The organism is Pseudomonas graminis, from assembly GCF_900111735.1.
In the GTDB taxonomy this organism is placed as follows: Bacteria; Pseudomonadota; Gammaproteobacteria; order Pseudomonadales; family Pseudomonadaceae; genus Aquipseudomonas; species Aquipseudomonas graminis.
Genome location: NZ_FOHW01000063.1, coordinates 1 through 16,621, shown reverse-complemented (window position 1 = coordinate 16,621; position 16,621 = coordinate 1). Strand labels below are relative to the sequence as shown.

Below are 16,621 nucleotides of genomic sequence, written 5' to 3'. Positions count from 1 at the left end.
TGACGATAGAGATGTGTTGGCTGCACCGGCCTGTTCGCGGGCAAGCGCGCTCCTACGCCTACGGCAGAAGCGGGTCCGGCAAGGCCTCGGCGGCGGACCTCAACGAGCAAACCTGGATGCGGGGTTATTCTCACGGGCGGACGTGGATTTGGCGTCCGCCGCAAACCTGTAGGAGCGCGCTTGCCCGCGAAGGCTTTGTTTCTGACGATAGAGATGTGTCGGCTGCACCGGCCTCTTCGCGGGCAAGCGCGCTCCTACGCCTTCGGCAGAAGCGGGTTCGGCGTGGCCTCGGCTGCGGGTCTCAACGAGCAAATCTCGATGCGGCGTTATTCTCGCGGGCAGAAGCGGGTCCGGCGTGGCCTCGGCGGCGGTCATCAACGAGCAAATCCCGATGCGGGGTTATTCTCGCGGGCGGACGTGGATTTGGCGTCCGCCGCGAACCTGTAGGAGCGCGCTTGCCCGCGAAAAATCTCACAGCCACACAGCATCCCAGAGTGGATAATCCCCCACGCGTTTCACCAGCCCGGCCCGCAACGGATTGGCAACGATGTAACGTGCGACGGCCTGCAAATCTTCCTCCCGCCGAACCGCCCGGTCGTGATAACCCTTCTGCCATACCCGAAGCGGTGTGTGACCTGACCGCATGATCGCCAGCGCGCTGCCGGATTTAACCCGGCGCACCAGCATTCCCAACGTTCCCTCTCTCAACTCCACTAGCCAGTGAAAATGGTCCGGCATGACGACCCACGCCAGAGACTCTGCAATACCAGCTTGCTGGGCCCGTCGAAACTCTTCGACCACCAGCCGGCCGGTGCGCCAGTTGGTGAACAGCGGTTGTCGGCCATTCACTACGGAGGTGAGAAGATAAATCTGTCCTACTCCCGAATAACGGCCTAGTCGGAGATCAGCGCTTCTTTGTGACATTGGCATTCCTTTGCGCGTTGTGAGATGTGCAGGATCAGGCTAGTGCACAGGCAATCAGCTCTGCGGCAAACAAATATGCCGGATGTGTCCGTGATGATGCATTCGCGGGCAAGCGCGCTCCTACGCCTTCGGCAGAAGCGGGTCCGGCGTGGCCTCGGCTGCGGGTCTCAACGAGCAAATCCCGATGCGGGGTTATTCTCGCGGGCAGACGTGAATTTGGCGTCCGCCGCAAATCTGTAGGAGCGCGCTTGCCCGCGAAGCCTTTGGCTCGGACGATAGAGATATTTGGGCTGCACCGGCCTCTTCGCAGGCAAGCGCGCTCCGACAGGGTGTCGACTCAGGCCTGGGCAAGCCGGTTCGAATACATCCGGCATTCCGCCAGCAGCGCGAGCAGGTTCGGGTCGCGTTCGCGGGCTTTGAGGAAGACCAGTCCGATGTGCTGCTGCATGCGGTATCGCGCCTGCAGCGGCACCAGGCGGACGCGGTTTTCGTAGACGGCGGCGATTCGCCCCGGCAGCAAGGCGTAGCCCACTCCCGAGCTGACCATGCTCAGCAGGGTGAAGATGTCGTTGACTTGCATCGCCACTTTCGGCTCAAAACCTGCCTGTTGAAATACCATCGCCCCATCTCGATGGGTCGCGAAACCTTGCGTCAGGGTAATGAACGTCGCTTCGCGCAGATCGCTCAGGTCCACTTCGCTGTGGTGGGCCAAGGGTGAATCCACTGGGGCCGCGAGGAAGATGTCATCTGAGAACAGTGGCAAATGCTCGCAATCCGGATCACTCACGGATTCGTTCAGCGACACCAGAATCGCATCCACTTCCATGTTCTTCAGCTTGTAGAACAGGTCAATGTTCGAGCCCAGAATCAGGTCGATGTTGAGCTCGCTGCGGCGGATCTTCAGGCCCATGATCAGCTGCGGCACGGTTTTGACCGTCAGTGAATACAGCGCCCCCAGCTTGAACCGCGCCGCCGAAAACCCCGCCGCCTGCCGCGTCTGTTCGATGGTACTGAGCACGTCCTGCACCAGCTTCTGCGCGCGCTCCTCCAGCACGTAAGCGCCTTCGAGCGGCGTGAGGTTGCGACCCTCGTGCTTGAACAGCGGGCAACGCAACGCGCTTTCCAGCGAGTGAATCGCCCGATGCACACTGACCGTACTCGTCTGCAACTCTGCCGCTGCCCGAGCCAGATTGCCGGTGCGCATAAACGCCAGAAAAATTTCCAGCTTCTTGAGGGTGAGCTCTTCGTCGATCTGCATCGTGTGGGCCCGCGCCGGGTTCTTGTTTTGAGAGCGCCCGATTGTGCCGAAGAGATCGGCGGCTGACTGCATTAAATTCTCGATAACACGACACAATGCGTTGTCATTGCGGTACAGAAGCAGGACCCTTGGCGCGTGTCGTGCAACTTAGAGAGGTAGTGTGCGGATGTACTACGGAGAAAAATTCAACGCCTGGACCCATTTGGTGGGGGCGATTCTGGCGACCATCGGTGCGGTCTGGATGCTGGTTGTCGCGACGATGACCGGGGACATCTGGAAGATCATCAGCGTCGCGGTCTATGGTGTGGCGCTGGTCATGCTGTACAGCGCGTCGACGGTTTATCACAGCGTTCGCGGTCGGGCCAAAGTGATCATGCAAAAGGTTGATCACTTTTCGATCTATCTGCTCATCGCCGGCAGCTACACGCCGTTTTGTCTGGTGACACTGCACGGGGCGTGGGGCTGGACATTGTTCGGCATCGTCTGGGCGCTGGCGATCATCGGCATTCTGCAGGAGATCAAACCCCGGTCCGAGGCGCGGGTGATGTCCATCGTTATTTACGCGGTCATGGGCTGGATTGTGCTGGTTGCGGTCAATCCGCTGATCGCTGCGCTGGGCATGGCCGGCTTCGTCTGTCTGGCGCTGGGCGGGGTGTTCTACACCGTGGGGATCATTTTCTTTGCGTTCGACACCAGGGTCAGACACTTCCATGGGGTCTGGCATCTGTTCGTCATCGCCGGCAGCCTTCTGCACTTTGTCGCGATCATGCGTTATGTGTTGTGAGGCTAGAGCGGTAGACCGCTGAAACCGCGGTTGCTACGGATTCTGCGCCAGCCATTGCATCTGGATTCGACGAAGAACCTGTAGGAGCGCGCTTGCCCGCGAAGGCATTGGTTAGGACGACAGAGATGTGTCGCCTGTACCGACCTCTTCGCGGGCAAGCGCGCTCCTACACTGGATTACGGCAGACACACAATCTGCGGTGTACACATCCGGCGCCGGCTCGCCAGCAAGCCGGCCGCAAATGATGTATGCGAGCAATCCATGCGCCGCTTCGGTGCATGGCACCTTTCAAATCACTGATCATTTTCTGTACACCCCACAGCCCTGCGCGCTTTCCCATCTGCACCAATGCGGATAACTTTCGCACCTGATTGAAGCATTTAATTCATTTGTTTTATTTGTTGAATTATTTGATTCGTCATCTTAGTCTGAACCTCGAAACGCCCCCTCTTGTGGTAAGGCGGCCTTCTTGAACTGACTGATCAATCGGGGAGCAAGACATGAATGTGAAAGTACTCTTGAGCATGGCCGTGGCAACCGCCTTTTCCGCATCCACCTGGGCCGCTGACTGGACCGTCGGGGCCAACGTGGGCAACGTGCCGTGGGAGTTTCAGGACGCCAAAGGCGAGATCGTCGGCTTCGAAGTCGACGTGGTGAAAGAAGTCGCCAAGCGCGCCGGCAAGACCGTGGAATTCGTCAACATCCCGTTCAACGGCCTGTTCAGCGCCGTGCAGTCCAAACGCGCTGACATCGCCATCTCCTCAATCACCATCACGCCCAAACGCCTTGAATCAGTCGGCTTCGCCCAACCGTATTACGACAGCGACCAGTCCCTGTCCGTGCTCGCCAAATCCGGCATCAACGGCCTGAAAGACATGGACGGCAAGGTGGTCGGTGTCGACACCGGCTCCACCGGCGACATGTGGGTCAACGCCCATCAGGCCGAATACAAATTCAAGGAAGTCTCACGCTACGAAGGCCTGTCGCCTGCGATGCTTGATCTCGCGTCCGGCCGCATGGACGGCTATGTCAGCGATATCCCGGCGGTCCTGTACTACATCAAGGACAAGCCGCAATACAAAGTCGTCGCGAAAATTCCTACCGGTGAGAAGTACTCGCTGATGCACGCCAAGGGCTGGGCCTCGGCCGGCCAGGTCAACGACATCATCTCCACGATGAAGAAAGAAGGCGTGATCGCCGACCTGCACAAGAAGTGGTTCGGTGCCGACGCTGATCCGGAGTCCAGCACCGTCAAGGTGGTCGACGTTCCCAAGTAATCCCTGATCGCTCAGGCCCGCCCCGTCCCTGCTCGCCACCAAGGAGTCGCAATGGAGTTGTTAGAAACGTTCTTCAACTGGAGCGTGTTCGTCGATGCGCTGCCACTGATGCTCCGCGGCCTGGGCGTGACTGTGATGCTGGGCGTGGTCAGCATCATTCTCGGCCTGGTGGGCGGGCTGGTGCTGGCGATGCTGCGGTTGTACGGGTACGCGCCGGTGCGGTTTCTGGCGCGGGTGTACATCGACGTGCTGCGCTCGATTCCATTGCTGGTGCTTTTGGTGCTGATCTATTACGCGCTGCCGTTCGTGGGCATTCGCCTGTCGTCGTTCGCGGCGGCGACTGCGGCGCTGTCACTGGTGTCGTGCGCGTATTCGGCGGAGATCTTTCGCTCCGGCATCGAAGCCATTCCACGCGGGCAATTCGAAGCCTCGGCCTCCCAGGGCATGAGTTTTTTCAACACCATGCGCGACATCATCCTGCCCCAGGCCATGCGCATCGTCATGCCGCCGATGACCAGCAACTGCATCAACGTCATGAAAGACACCGCGCTGGCGTCGGTCGTGGCGATGCCTGATCTGCTTAAACAAGCCACTCAGGCGCAAGCATTGTCAGCCAACCCCACACCACTGGTGGGCGCAGCGGTCATGTACCTTTTGCTGCTTCTGCCCCTGGTGCAACTGGTGAGCTGGATCGAGCGACGTAATGGCGCCGGGAGGAAAAGCGCATGAGCACCGTCATCGAAATGGAAGGCGTGGCCAAATTCTACGGGCCGTTCCAGGCCCTGACCGACATCAACCTGACCGTCGATCAAGGCGAAGTGGTGGTGATCCTCGGGCCATCGGGCTCAGGGAAATCGACACTGATTCGCTGCATCAATCTGCTGGAGGAATACCAGCAGGGCGACATCCGCGTCGGCAGCCAACGGGTTGAAACAGGCCCGAAACTGGCAGGTATCCGATGCGAAGTCGGTATGGTTTTCCAGAATTTCAACCTGTACCCGCACCTCACCGTCCTTGCCAACGTGGCGCTGGCGCCGGTGCGGGTGCGCGGCATGTCGCGCCGTGACGCCAACGAACGCGCGCGCCTGCTGCTGGAGAAAGTCGGCATGGGCGCCCACGCGGCGAAATACCCCAGCCAGTTGTCCGGCGGTCAGCAGCAGCGCGTGGCCATCGCTCGAACCATGGCCATGGAGCCACGGGTGATCCTGTTCGACGAACCCACTTCCGCACTCGACCCAGAGATGGTCGGCGAAGTGCTGGACGTCATGCAGAACCTCGCCCGCTCGGGCGTGACCATGGTCGTCGTGACCCATGAAATGGGCTTTGCGCGCAAGGTCGCCGACCGGGTGATCTTCATGGAAAACGGCCGAATCATCGAACAGAACAACCCGCACGACTTCTTCACGGCCCCGCAAGAGCCGAGAACCCGCGCGTTTTTGCAGGCCATCCTGCATCACTGATCAGACTCTGGAGTTCATCCCTTGAATGCCTTGGACATCGATTACGTACGCAGCCAGTTTCCCGCGCTCGGCAGCGGCTACGCCTACCTGGACAACGCCGGCGGCTCGGCCGTGCTCAAGCCGGTCGCCGAGCGCATCACCGATTACTTGCTCAACAGCGCCGTGCAGCTGGGCGCGTCCTACAGCGAGTCGGTCGACGCAGGCGCGCGGGTCATTCAGGCGCGTGAATCGGTCGCGCAACTGATCAACGCGCGCTTCCCGGAAGAGTGCGTGATGGGCGGCTCGACCACCCATTTGCTGCAAATCCTTTGCCGCGCCATCGCGCCGTCGATCAATCCCGGCGACGAAATCATCGTCACCAACTGCGACCACGAAGCCAACATCGGGCCGTGGGTGAGGCTGTGTGAGGAACGCGGCGCGACGTTGCGCGTCTGGGCGGTCAATGCGCAGAGCATGGACCTGGAATTGGCTGATCTGGACGCGCTGCTTAGCGACAAGACCCGCTACGTGGCCATGACTCATGCGTCGAACATCCTCGGCAGCGTCAACCCGGTCGCCGAAGTCGCGCGCCGTGTGCACGCGGTCGGCGGCAAGCTGTGCGTCGATGCCGTGGCCTACGCGCCCCATCGGCTGGTAGATGTGCAGGCCAGCGGCGCCGATTATTACGTGTTCAGTTTCTACAAGACCTTCGGCCCGCACTTCGCCGTGCTGTGGGGCCAGCGGGAAGCCTTGCTGGAGCTGCCGAGCCTGAACCACTTTTTCATCGGTCAGGAGGTCATTCCCTACAAGTTGCAGCCTGGCAATTTGAACTACGAGCTGTCCTACGGCTGCATTGGCATCAGCGATTACCTGATCGACATCGGCCGACGCCTCGGCGCCAGCGGCAGCGAACGCCAGTTGATGCAGGCTGCGTTCGATGCCTTTGAAGTGCAGGAAGACCTGCTGGCCGAGACGCTGCTGGCGTTTCTGCGGGAGACGCCGGGCGTACGAATTATCGGAAAGTCGCGTGTGACCGACGGCGATCGCGTGCCGACCATCAGCTTTGTGGTGGAAGGCATTCAGTCCGAAGCCATCGTGCGCCGCGTGGACAACCACCGCATGGGCATCCGCTTTGGTGACTTCTATGCTCGCCGCCTGATCGAACAGTTGGGGCTGACCCCATACGGCGGCGTGGTTCGTGTGTCGATCGCCCACTACAACAGCGTCGATGAGCTGAATCGCCTGGTTGAGCATCTGGCCCGGGCGATCACAGAACTGCGTCCCTCCTGACTTCTATCGAGCCTTTTTATGCCTGTACCCCAAACCCTGGCCGAGCTGCGTGCCGCCATCGTCGAACATCAGGAACGCCTGACCGCGCGGCAGCGTGACGCCGCGCATTACCTGAACGAGCACCCGCACGACGTGGCGCTTAACACGGTCGCGGCGCTGGCGAAAATCTCCGGCATCCCGTCGTCGGCATTCATTCGGCTGGCTCAGGCGCTGGGCTTCGGCGGGTTCAGTGATCTGCAGCGCTTGTTCAAACAACCGTTGCAGCAGGCCGGGCAGGGCAGTTTCAAAGAGCGCATCCGGCACTATCGCGGCGAGCAATTGCTCGACGATCCCACCGATGTTGGCGCCATGCTCTCGGCGTTCAGCCGCGCGAATATCGTTTCGCTGGAGCACCTGGCCGAAGGCGAGCAAGTCGAAGCCATCGAGCGCGCCATCGAGCTGTTGGAGCAGGCGCGCACCACCTTCGTGGTTGGCATGCGTCGCTCGTTTCCCATGGCGTCCTACTTGAGTTACGCGCTCAGCCGCGTCGGTCGCCGCGCCGTACACATCAGCGGCCTGGGCGGCAGTTTGCGCGAGCAGGTCGGCGCGCTGCACGGCGATGACGTGCTGGTGGCGGTGAGTTTTCCGCCTTACGCGCAGGAAACCATCGACGCCTGCCAGCAAGCGGTCGCGGCGGGGACGCCTATCGTGGCAATCACTGACAGCATTCTCAGCCCCATCGGACAAACCGCATCAGTGATGATCGAGGTCAACGACGCCGAGCTGCTGGGCTTTCGCTCGCTCACTGCTGCGTTCTGCATTGCGCAGACCCTGGCCATGGGCCTGGCCTTTCGCACCGGTCAGACCCTTGATGGTCCGGACCACGATGCATTGAAAACCATCGACTGCTGAGCCCTGGCTTGGCGGTCTGCCGACTGTTCGAACGTTGCAGGAGTAGGCTTTTATGGCGTCACCCATTCGAGATCTGGTCGGCTACGGCCGGCAGCGTCCCCAAGGCACCTGGCCCAACGGCGCGCGTCTGGCGGTCAACTTTGTCATCAATTACGAAGAGGGCTCGGAGCGCTCCCTGGCCATGGGCGATCCTGACCAGGAGAGCATGACCGAGTGGGGCAGCTATCAGTTTCCCGATGGCGTGCGCAATCTGGCGATGGAGTCGATGTATGAGTACGGCGCACGCGTCGGCATCTGGCGGATCCTCGACATCCTGCAACAGGCCAACGTCCCGGCGACGTTTCATGCCTGCGCGGTGGCCTTCGAGCAGAACCCGGAGGTTGCCAAGGCGGCGGTCGAGCTGGGCCATGAAATCTGCAGCCACGGCTATCGCTGGGAGGAAGTGTTCCGCCTGACCGAGGCCGAGGAGCGCGAGCACATTCGTCTGGCGATCGAGTCGTTCGAACGCACCTGCGGCAAGCGTCCGGTGGGCTGGTATTGCCGCTACGGCGCCAGCGTCCACACGCGTCGGCTGGTGGCGGAAGAGGGCGGTTTTCTCTACGACTCAGATGCCTACAACGACGACGTGCCGTATTTCGTCGACGTCGAGGGCAAGCAACATCTGGTGGTGCCGTACACCAGCGACGTCAACGACTTCCGTTACTGGAACTCGCCGGGCTTGTCCCAGGCATCCGATTTCCTTGAGTACATGAAGGAAAGCTTCGATGTGCTGTACGAAGAGTCCGCCGACGGCCTGCGAATGATGTCCATCGGGCTGCACCCACGCATGGTCGGACGTCCGGGTCGGGTCCGCGCGATCAAGCATTTCATCGAATACGCCCAGGCCCGCGAAGGCGTCTGGTTCACCACCCGCGAAGAGATCGCCAAGGCCTGGCTGACCCGCGCCTGACGGAGTGAACGACATGCAGGCTTTTGATCTGATCATCCGCAACGCCAATGTGGTGACGGCGGCGGACGGTTTCCTGTGCGACATCGGCGTGCGCGACGGTCGAATTGTCGCGCTGGGCCTGGGCCTGCAAGGTGCGGCGCAGGAAGTTGATGCGCGAGGGCGGACCGTCACGCCGGGCGGGATCGACAGCCATGTGCATCTGGATCAGCCGACCGGCGATGGCTCGGTCATGGCCGATGACTTCGAGAGCGGCACCCGCTCGGCGGCGTGTGGCGGGACTACAACGGTGATTCCCTTTGCCTGCCAGCAGAAGGGACAAAGCTTGCGGGCGGCGGTGGAGGATTACCATCGGCGTGCGGACGGTCGGGCGCTGATCGATTATGCGTTTCACCTCATCGTCACCGACCCCACCGAAGACGTGCTGCGCCGCGAGCTGCCCGAGCTGATTGCCGAGGGCTACACCTCATTCAAAATCTACATGACCTACGATGCGTTGAAGCTCAACGACCGGGAGATTCTGGAAACCCTGTCGGTGGCGCGAGCGGAAGGCGCGATGGTGATGCTGCACGCCGAAAACAGTGACTGCATCGCCTGGCTGACCGAGCGCCTGCTTGCCGCTGGCCACAGTGCGCCGCGTTATCACGCCACATCGCGGCCGATGCTGGTCGAGCGTGAAGCCACGCACCGGGCCATTGCACTGGCCGAGCTGGTCGATGTGCCGATCCTCATCGTGCATGTCTCGGGGCGCCAGGCCATTGAGCAGATCCGCTGGGCGCAGAGCCACGGCTTGAAGGTTTACGGCGAAACCTGCCCGCAGTATCTGTTTCTGACGGCGGATTCACTGGGCTGCGATGACAGCTTCGAAGGCGCGAAATGCATCTGCAGCCCGCCGCCGAGAGACGCCGGCAATCAGCAAGTGGTCTGGAACGGCCTGCAGAATGGCTCGTTTGAAGTGTTCTCATCGGATCACGCGCCGTTCCGCTACGGCGGCCCGGACGGCAAACGTGCCCATGGCGAGACGGCGCCGTTTTCCGAAGTGGCCAATGGCATTCCTGGCGTCGAAACGCGCATGGCGCTGCTCTGGTCGGAAGGCGTGCGCAAAGGGCGAATCACGCCGCAGGCGTTTGTCGCGCTGACGGCCACCAATGCGGCGCGGTTGTACGGTTTGTACCCGCGCAAGGGCAGCATCGCTATCGGGTCGGATGCGGATCTGGTGATCTGGGATGAAGACCTGGACATCGAGCTGACCAACGAAATGTTGCACCACAACGTCGATTACACCCCGTACGAGGGGATGCGCTTGACGGCATGGCCGGCGATGACCTTCGCCAGAGGGGAACGGGTATGGGATGGGAGCCCGTTGGGTGAACCGGGGCGCGGAGAATTTCTGCCCTGCGCCCGGCCGGAACCGGCGAAAGCACGGCGTCGAGAGTCGGAACTGCCTGAGTAGACGCTCAGGTCGCATGGGTATCCACCTTTAATTACGCGACCAACTGATAATTGTAGGAGCGCGCTTGCCCGCGAAATCGTCAGTACGGACGACGAAAATTATGTTGGCTGCACGGGCCTCTTCGCTGTAGGACCGGCTTCAGCCGGGAAGAGGCCGGTGTGTGCGCCATCAATCTTGCAGCGTAACGCCTGACGCCTTCTCGGCTGAAGCCGGTCCTACAAATCCCCCCACAGCTGTTGTGCGATGCTCAGCGCCACCACCGGCGCGGTTTCGGTGCGCAGCACGCGGGGGCCGAGGCGGGCGGCGTGGAAACCGGCGTCCTGCGCCTCATCCACTTCGGCGTCATTCAGGCCGCCTTCAGGGCCGATCAGAAATGCCAGGCTGCCGGGCTTTTCATGACTGGTCAGGGGCGCCGCGACAGGGTGTAGCACCAGCTTCAAGTCCGCTTCTGTCTGCTTGAGCCAGTCGGCCAGGGTCACTGGCGCATGAATCACCGGCACCACTGAGCGGCCACACTGTTCACAGGCACTGATTGCGATCTGCTGCCAGTGCGCCTGACGCTTCTCCGCACGCTCATCTTTCAGGCGCACTTCGCAGCGTTCGCTGATGATCGGGGAGATTTGCGTCACGCCCAGTTCGGTGGCTTTCTGAATCGCCCAGTCCATCCGCTCGCCACGGGAGAGGCCCTGGCCGAGATGGATCTGCAAAGGAGACTCCGGCTGACCGGCGAAGCTTTCCGTCACCTGCACCCGCACCTGCTTTTTGCCGACCTCCGCCAGCGTGGCACGGAACTCATGGCCCGAGCCGTCGAACAGCTGTACCGCGTCGCCTTCGGACATGCGCAACACGCGGCTGATGTAATGGGCCTGGGCCTCTGGCAGTTCGTGCTCACCGACGCTGAGGGTGGCATCGACGAAAAAGCGGGACAGTCTCATGGTTGTTTCTCTAAATATTGTGTTGAAGGCAGCACCTGTAGGAGCGTGGCTTGTCCCGCGATCTGGCGCGAAGCGGCAGCAAGAATGGTGAACTCGTCGAGTCAGAGTTAACGCGTTTACGCAATTTACGGCGGTTCCCGCCGATCGCGGGACAAGCCACGCTCCTACAGAATGGGTGTAACGGTCTGCTACCCCGGATCACGGAAATCCGGATGGAAGTTCTCTCTCACCGCCACGCTCACGCTGCTGCGCGTCGCGATGTCGATCCCTTCAGTCGCCACGTCGGCCAGGAAGTCGATCTGCTCCGGCGTGATCACATACGGCGGCAGGAAGTACACCACGCTGCCCAGCGGACGCAGCAAGGCGCCTCGGGTCAGCGCGTGCTCGAACACCTTCAGCCCGCGCCGTTCCTGCCATGGATAAGGCGTTTTGCTGGCCTTGTCCTGCACCATCTCGATGGCAATCGCCATTCCGGTCTGCCGCACTTCAGCGACGTTCGGGTGATCGACCAGATGGGCCGTCGCGGTCTTCATGCGCTGGGCCAGCGCCTTGTTGTTTTCGATGACGTTGTCCTGCTCGAAAATATCCAGCGTCGCCAACGCCGCCGCGCACGCCAGCGGGTTGCCGGTGTAACTGTGGGAGTGCAGGAAAGCGCGCAGGGTCGGGTAATCGTCGTAAAACGCGTCGTACACATCATCGGTGGTGATGCACGCCGCCAACGGCAGATAACCGCCGGTCAATGCTTTGGACAGGCACAGGAAATCCGGACGGATGCCGGCTTGCTCGCAGGCAAACATCGTCCCGGTGCGGCCGAAGCCCACGGCGATTTCGTCGTGGATCAGGTGCACGCCATAACGATCGCAGGCCTCGCGCAGCAGCTTGAGGTAGATCGGGTCGTACATGCGCATGCCGCCCGCGCCCTGAATCAGCGGCTCGATGATCACCGCCGCGACGCTGTCGTGATGCTCGGCCAGGGTTTGCTCCATCACCGCGAACATCGTGCGGGTGTGCTCTTCCCAGCTCACGCCTTCAGGCCGGTGGTAGCAGTCCGGGCTCGGCACCTTGATGGTGTCCATCAGCAGTGCTTTGTAGGTTTCGGTGAACAGCGGCACGTCGCCGACCGCCATCGCCGCCATGGTCTCGCCGTGGTAACTGTTGGTCAGGGTGACAAAGCGTTTCTTGTCCGGCTTGCCGCGATTGAGCCAGTAATGAAAGCTCATCTTGAGCGCGACTTCGATGCAGGACGAACCGTTGTCGGCGTAGAAGCAGCGCGTCAGGCCTTCGGGCGTCATCGCCACCAGACGCTCGGACAGCTCGATGACCGGCTGATGGCTGAAACCCGCCAGGATCACGTGCTCCAGCTGATCGACCTGATCCTTGATGCGCTGATTGATACGCGGATTGGCGTGGCCGAATACGTTGACCCACCACGAGCTGACCGCGTCGAGGTAGCGCTTGCCTTCGAAGTCCTCCAGCCAGACCCCTTCGCCGCGCTTGATCGGAATCAGCGGCAGTTTTTCGTGGTCTTTCATCTGGGTGCAGGGGTGCCAAAGGACCTTCAGGTCGCGCTGCATCCACTGGTCGTTAAGGCCCATTACTCTTCTCCACATAGCGGCTCGCATGACGCGCGGGCAAACAATCGCGCAAGCCTATGCAATGCATGCCAGCGGGACAACCTTTAGCGTGTTGTTTCAGTCGCTGCGCGCGCGAAAATCAGGCTCGCCGACATTGCTGGCGGGCGTTTCGCGGCTCGCGTATCCTTCGCGCTCTTCGAAAAATCGGACAACAAAATCCGACAATTCCCCCCGTTTTTCTCCGGAGTTCGCTGAATGCTTTCTGGTTGGCTGCGCGCCTGTGCGATGGTGATGGTTGGGATGGTCAGTGCTTCGGCGCTTGCTGTGGATAAACCGCATACGGTGATCGTCGTCGGCGGCGGTCTGGCGGGACTCACGACGGCTTACGAGCTGCAGAGCAAAGGCTGGCAAGTGACCTTGCTGGAAGCCAAACCCACCGTCGGCGGCCGTTCCGGTCTGGCCGGCAGCGAGTGGATCGGCAACGCCAAGGCCCAGCCGGTGCTGAATCAGTACATTGATCGCTTCAAGATCAAGGCGGTGCCCGCGCCGGAATTCGTGCGGACCCCGAGCTACCTGATCGAAGGCGAATACTTCACCGGCGCCGACCTGGCGACCAAACAACCGGCGACCGCTGAAGCCATCAAGCGCTACGAAGCGGCGGTGGATGACCTGGCCCGTTCGATCACCGACCCGGACAACCCGGCAGCCAACAGCACGCTGTTTGCGCTGGACCAGATCACCGTCTCCAACTGGCTGGACCGTCTGAGTCTGCCAGCGACCGCGCGCCAGCTGATCAATCAGCAGATTCGTACGCGCTATGACGAGCCTTCGCGTTTGTCGCTGCTGTACCTCGCACAGCAAACACGGGTGAACCGCGACGTCGACGACCGCGACCGTCGCGCCGCTCGCCTGCCGGGTGGCAGCGCCGTGTTGGCCGAGGAGTTCGTCAAACAGCTGAAAGTGATCAAGACCAATTCGCCGGTGTCGGCCATCAACCAGGACAAGGACGGCGTGACCGTCAAGGTCGGTTCGTTGGGCTACGAAGCCGAATATGTCGTGTTGGCCGTGCCGTTGCGCGCGCTAAGCAAGATCCAGATGACCCCGGCGCTGGACGCCCAGCGTCTGGGCGCGATCAAAAGCACCAACTACGGCTGGCATGACCAGATCATGCTCAAGTTCAAGACCCCGGTCTGGGACAGCAAGGCGCGTATGTCCGGCGAAATTTACAGCAACACCGGCCTCGGCATGCTGTGGGTCGAGCCTGCTTTGAAAGGCGGCGCCAACGTCGTGATCAACCTGGCCGGCGACAACGCCCGCATCATGCAGGCGTTCGGCGACAAGCAACTGGTGGATCAGGTGCTGATCCGCATGCAGGCGTTCTATCCACAGGCGCGGGGCGCGTTCACCGGCTATGAACTGCGCCGCTCCAGCATCGACCCGTCCAGCGGCGGCGCCTACCTGGCGTTCGGCCCGGGCCAGATCAGCAAATACTGGCGCCTGTGGGAGCGACCGCTGCAGCGCGTTGCGTTTGCCGGCGAACACACCGACACCTTGTACCCGGGCACCCTTGAAGGCGCATTGCGTTCGGGTCAGCGCGCGGCGATTCAGGTGCAGGGTCTGTCTGAAGGCAAGTCGTTCGAACCGGTCAAAGCGCCGCCACCGAAGGCCCCTGAACCGGCCAAGGAAAGCAGCGGCGGCATTGGCGGCTTCTTCTCGAACATGTTCGGCGGTTCCAAGCCTGAGCCAAAACCGGCCGAGAAAGCGCCAGCGCCTGCTCCGGCCCCAGCTCCAGCACCCGCCCCGGTAACGCCGCCGCCAGCTCCAGTGGTTGAACCGGCCAAGCCTGCGGTTGTGGAACCTGCGAAAAAGGCACCAGCCAAGAAAGAACCGGCGAAAAAGGAGCCCGTCAAAAAGGCTCCGGCCAAACCGGCCGCCACCCACAAAGCCCCTGCCAAAACCGACGCTGCGAAAAAAGCGCCGGCCAAGGCAGCGGGTGACAAGGCGGCACCGGCCACTCCGGCGGCACCGGCAACGGCGCCGGCAGCACCCGCGACCGACAGCAAAAACTGATCGGTAATGGCTGAAAACAAAGGCGCGGTTTGATACCGCGCCTTTTTTTCGTCTGGAGGGGCCGTAACGCTGGCTTAATCTCCTTCGCACGAAAATATGTCAGAAGATTTCAATCGGATTTCCTGATTCTTCAAAGCAACATTTTGCGCTTTCTTTCGATAGGTAAACCGCTAGTCTCTCCCTCGGCCCTCACAGGATATTCAGCATGCAGCTACGCAACTCTTCTTCTCGCTATGGCTGGGTCAGCATCGTTTTGCATTGGGGTGTCGCGCTGACGGTGTTTGGCATGTTTGCGCTAGGGTTGTGGATGGTGGGGCTGGGCTATTACGACACGTGGCGCAAGGCTGGCCCGGACCTGCACAAGAGCATCGGCATCACGCTGTTCCTGTTCATGCTGATCCGGGTGATCTGGCGCTTCGTCAGCCCGCCGCCACCAGCGCCTGCCACGCACAGCCGGTTTGTGAAAACGGCTGCAAAGCTGGGCCATGCGTTTCTGTATCTGGACCTGTTTTTGGTGATGTTCGCCGGTTACCTGATTTCCACCGCAGACGGTGTCGGGATTCCGGTGTTTGGATTGTTCGAAGTGCCTGCCTTGATCAGCGGACTGCCCGACCAGGCAGACGTCGCAGGCACCGTGCACTTGTATCTGGCCTGGACCCTGGTGATTTTCGCAGGACTCCACGGGCTGGCCGCTTTGAAGCATCACTTCGTTGATCGTGATGCCACGCTTGTACGTATGCTTGGCCGCAAGGCCTGATACTCAATTCAACTGGAAAGGAAGAAGACGTATGTTGAAAAAGACACTTGCTGCACTGGCTCTGGGTACCGCCCTGCTGTCCGCTGGTCAGGCCATGGCCGCTGATTACACCATCGACAAGGAAGGCCAGCACGCCTTCATCAACTTCAAGATCAGCCACCTGGGCTACAGCTTCATCTACGGCACGTTCAAGGACTGGACCGGCACATTCAGCTTCGACGCCGCCAAGCCTGAAGACAGCAAGATCAGCATCGACCTGAAGACCGCCAGCGTCTTCACCAACCACGCTGAACGTGACAAGCACATCAGCAGCAAGGACTTCCTCGACGTCGCGACCTATCCTGACGCCAAGTTCGTGTCCACCAAGGTCACCAACATCGGCAAAAATGCTGACGGCAAGACCACGGCTGACGTGATCGGCGACCTGACCCTGCACGGCGTGACCAAGCCGGTCACCGTCAAAACCACGTTCCTGGGTGAAGGCAAGGATCCATGGGGCGGCTACCGTGCCGGCTTCGAGGGCACTACCTCGATCAAGCGTTCTGATTTCGGCAAGATGATGGACCTGGGCCCACAGTCCGACACCATGGAACTGGACATCTCGTTCGAAGGCGTCAAAGCCAAGTAAGACGAGTTGTCGTGGTGATAAAGCGCCGACCTTTGGGTCGGCGTTTTTGTGTCTGGCGCTTTTTCTCAGCGCGGCTTTGCGCGCGATGACAATGGTGCAGTCCTGAGAATGCACTGCTTACCGCATCTGTAGGAGTGAGCTTGAACTGGTCAAGTAATTCTGGACACCCGTTTAGGTTTTCAAGCAGCCGCTCCCTCCGCAGCCACAGGCGACCTGTAGCCGTTGTAGCTGTGGGGCCGACGGCTGTTGTAACGCATGACATAACGCTGCACGTCCAGCTGTGCTTCATGCGCTGACGAATATCCTTCTTTAGGCACCCATTCCGATTTTAGGCTGCCAAAAAATCGCTCCATCGGGGCGTTATCCCAGCACTCGCCTTTGCGACTCATGCTCTG

The 16,621-nt window shown here is 61.0% G+C and carries 16 protein-coding genes; 11 read left to right on the top strand and 5 right to left on the bottom strand.

From position 1 onward, the window contains the following. Positions 1–471: 471 nt before the first annotated feature. On the bottom strand, positions 472–930 hold the full coding sequence (locus BMY98_RS25685; RefSeq protein WP_074893518.1) for an REP-associated tyrosine transposase: 459 nt from the start codon (positions 928–930) through the stop codon (positions 472–474). Positions 931–1,261: 331 nt separating this feature from the next. Further along, positions 1,262–2,182: a LysR family transcriptional regulator gene (locus tag BMY98_RS25680; protein ID WP_074893522.1), complete on the bottom strand. Its 921-nt coding sequence runs from the start codon at positions 2,180–2,182 to the stop codon at positions 1,262–1,264. A 166-nt stretch (positions 2,183–2,348) separates the two neighbouring features. Here BMY98_RS25680 and trhA point away from each other — a divergent pair, with 166 nt between their 5' ends. From trhA to hydA, 8 genes are all read left to right on the top strand, one after another. After that, complete coding sequence (trhA, locus tag BMY98_RS25675) at positions 2,349–2,966, top strand: PAQR family membrane homeostasis protein TrhA (RefSeq protein ID WP_074893516.1); 618 nt, start codon at positions 2,349–2,351, stop codon at positions 2,964–2,966. 500 nt (positions 2,967–3,466) lie between these two features. After that, positions 3,467–4,243, top strand: a complete 777-nt coding sequence (locus tag BMY98_RS25670; RefSeq protein WP_074893514.1) for a transporter substrate-binding domain-containing protein — start codon at positions 3,467–3,469, stop codon at positions 4,241–4,243. A 51-nt stretch (positions 4,244–4,294) separates the two neighbouring features. Next, positions 4,295–4,972, top strand: a complete 678-nt coding sequence (locus BMY98_RS25665; RefSeq protein WP_065991207.1) for an amino acid ABC transporter permease — start codon at positions 4,295–4,297, stop codon at positions 4,970–4,972. Then, the gene (locus tag BMY98_RS25660) at positions 4,969–5,703 is read left to right on the top strand and encodes an amino acid ABC transporter ATP-binding protein (RefSeq protein WP_037018914.1); all 735 of its coding nucleotides are present in this window, start codon (positions 4,969–4,971) and stop codon (positions 5,701–5,703) included. Before BMY98_RS25665 ends, BMY98_RS25660 begins: the two co-directional genes overlap by 4 nt. A 21-nt stretch (positions 5,704–5,724) precedes the next feature. Then, on the top strand, positions 5,725–6,972 hold the full coding sequence (locus BMY98_RS25655; RefSeq protein ID WP_074893512.1) for a cysteine desulfurase-like protein: 1,248 nt from the start codon (positions 5,725–5,727) through the stop codon (positions 6,970–6,972). An 18-nt stretch (positions 6,973–6,990) separates the two neighbouring features. Then, complete coding sequence (locus BMY98_RS25650) at positions 6,991–7,863, top strand: MurR/RpiR family transcriptional regulator (RefSeq protein WP_074893510.1); 873 nt, start codon at positions 6,991–6,993, stop codon at positions 7,861–7,863. A 52-nt stretch (positions 7,864–7,915) separates the two neighbouring features. Continuing rightward, complete coding sequence (locus BMY98_RS25645) at positions 7,916–8,812, top strand: allantoinase PuuE (protein WP_074893508.1); 897 nt, start codon at positions 7,916–7,918, stop codon at positions 8,810–8,812. A gap of 13 nt (positions 8,813–8,825) precedes the next feature. Then, positions 8,826–10,262, top strand: a complete 1,437-nt coding sequence (gene hydA / locus BMY98_RS25640; protein WP_074893506.1) for a dihydropyrimidinase — start codon at positions 8,826–8,828, stop codon at positions 10,260–10,262. A gap of 215 nt (positions 10,263–10,477) precedes the next feature. Here hydA and BMY98_RS25635 read toward each other — a convergent pair whose 3' ends face one another. Beyond that, complete coding sequence (locus BMY98_RS25635) at positions 10,478–11,197, bottom strand: 16S rRNA (uracil(1498)-N(3))-methyltransferase (protein WP_074893504.1); 720 nt, start codon at positions 11,195–11,197, stop codon at positions 10,478–10,480. Between the two features lie 188 nt (positions 11,198–11,385). Next, on the bottom strand, positions 11,386–12,792 hold the full coding sequence (locus BMY98_RS25630) for an adenosylmethionine--8-amino-7-oxononanoate transaminase (RefSeq protein ID WP_074893502.1): 1,407 nt from the start codon (positions 12,790–12,792) through the stop codon (positions 11,386–11,388). A gap of 234 nt (positions 12,793–13,026) precedes the next feature. Between BMY98_RS25630 and BMY98_RS25625 the strand changes: the two genes are divergently transcribed. From BMY98_RS25625 to BMY98_RS25615, 3 genes are all read left to right on the top strand, one after another. Next, the gene (locus BMY98_RS25625) at positions 13,027–14,841 is read left to right on the top strand and encodes a flavin monoamine oxidase family protein (RefSeq protein ID WP_074893500.1); all 1,815 of its coding nucleotides are present in this window, start codon (positions 13,027–13,029) and stop codon (positions 14,839–14,841) included. A gap of 205 nt (positions 14,842–15,046) precedes the next feature. After that, positions 15,047–15,598, top strand: coding sequence for a cytochrome b (locus BMY98_RS25620; RefSeq protein ID WP_074893498.1), 552 nt, complete (start codon positions 15,047–15,049; stop codon positions 15,596–15,598). Positions 15,599–15,629: 31 nt separating this feature from the next. Next, positions 15,630–16,226 (top strand): YceI family protein, encoded by a 597-nt coding sequence (locus tag BMY98_RS25615; protein WP_074893496.1) that lies wholly within the window; start codon positions 15,630–15,632, stop codon positions 16,224–16,226. Positions 16,227–16,405: 179 nt separating this feature from the next. On the opposite strand, the gene BMY98_RS25610 is transcribed toward BMY98_RS25615, so the two are convergent. Next, a partial coding sequence (locus BMY98_RS25610; protein ID WP_139214578.1) for an integrase core domain-containing protein occupies positions 16,406–16,621 on the bottom strand: 216 nt, incomplete at its 5' end.

Coding starts and splice junctions, on each gene's coding strand:
- BMY98_RS25685 (WP_074893518.1), bottom strand. CDS start 930: ATGCCAATGTCACAAAGAAGCGCTGATCTCCGACTAGGCCGTTATTCG.
- BMY98_RS25665 (WP_065991207.1), top strand. CDS start 4,295: ATGGAGTTGTTAGAAACGTTCTTCAACTGGAGCGTGTTCGTCGATGCG.
- BMY98_RS25670 (WP_074893514.1), top strand. CDS start 3,467: ATGAATGTGAAAGTACTCTTGAGCATGGCCGTGGCAACCGCCTTTTCC.
- BMY98_RS25620 (WP_074893498.1), top strand. CDS start 15,047: ATGCAGCTACGCAACTCTTCTTCTCGCTATGGCTGGGTCAGCATCGTT.
- BMY98_RS25645 (WP_074893508.1), top strand. CDS start 7,916: ATGGCGTCACCCATTCGAGATCTGGTCGGCTACGGCCGGCAGCGTCCC.
- BMY98_RS25630 (WP_074893502.1), bottom strand. CDS start 12,792: ATGGGCCTTAACGACCAGTGGATGCAGCGCGACCTGAAGGTCCTTTGG.
- BMY98_RS25625 (WP_074893500.1), top strand. CDS start 13,027: ATGCTTTCTGGTTGGCTGCGCGCCTGTGCGATGGTGATGGTTGGGATG.
- BMY98_RS25615 (WP_074893496.1), top strand. CDS start 15,630: ATGTTGAAAAAGACACTTGCTGCACTGGCTCTGGGTACCGCCCTGCTG.
- hydA (WP_074893506.1), top strand. CDS start 8,826: ATGCAGGCTTTTGATCTGATCATCCGCAACGCCAATGTGGTGACGGCG.
- trhA (WP_074893516.1), top strand. CDS start 2,349: ATGTACTACGGAGAAAAATTCAACGCCTGGACCCATTTGGTGGGGGCG.
- BMY98_RS25680 (WP_074893522.1), bottom strand. CDS start 2,182: ATGCAGATCGACGAAGAGCTCACCCTCAAGAAGCTGGAAATTTTTCTG.
- BMY98_RS25635 (WP_074893504.1), bottom strand. CDS start 11,197: ATGAGACTGTCCCGCTTTTTCGTCGATGCCACCCTCAGCGTCGGTGAG.
- BMY98_RS25650 (WP_074893510.1), top strand. CDS start 6,991: ATGCCTGTACCCCAAACCCTGGCCGAGCTGCGTGCCGCCATCGTCGAA.
- BMY98_RS25660 (WP_037018914.1), top strand. CDS start 4,969: ATGAGCACCGTCATCGAAATGGAAGGCGTGGCCAAATTCTACGGGCCG.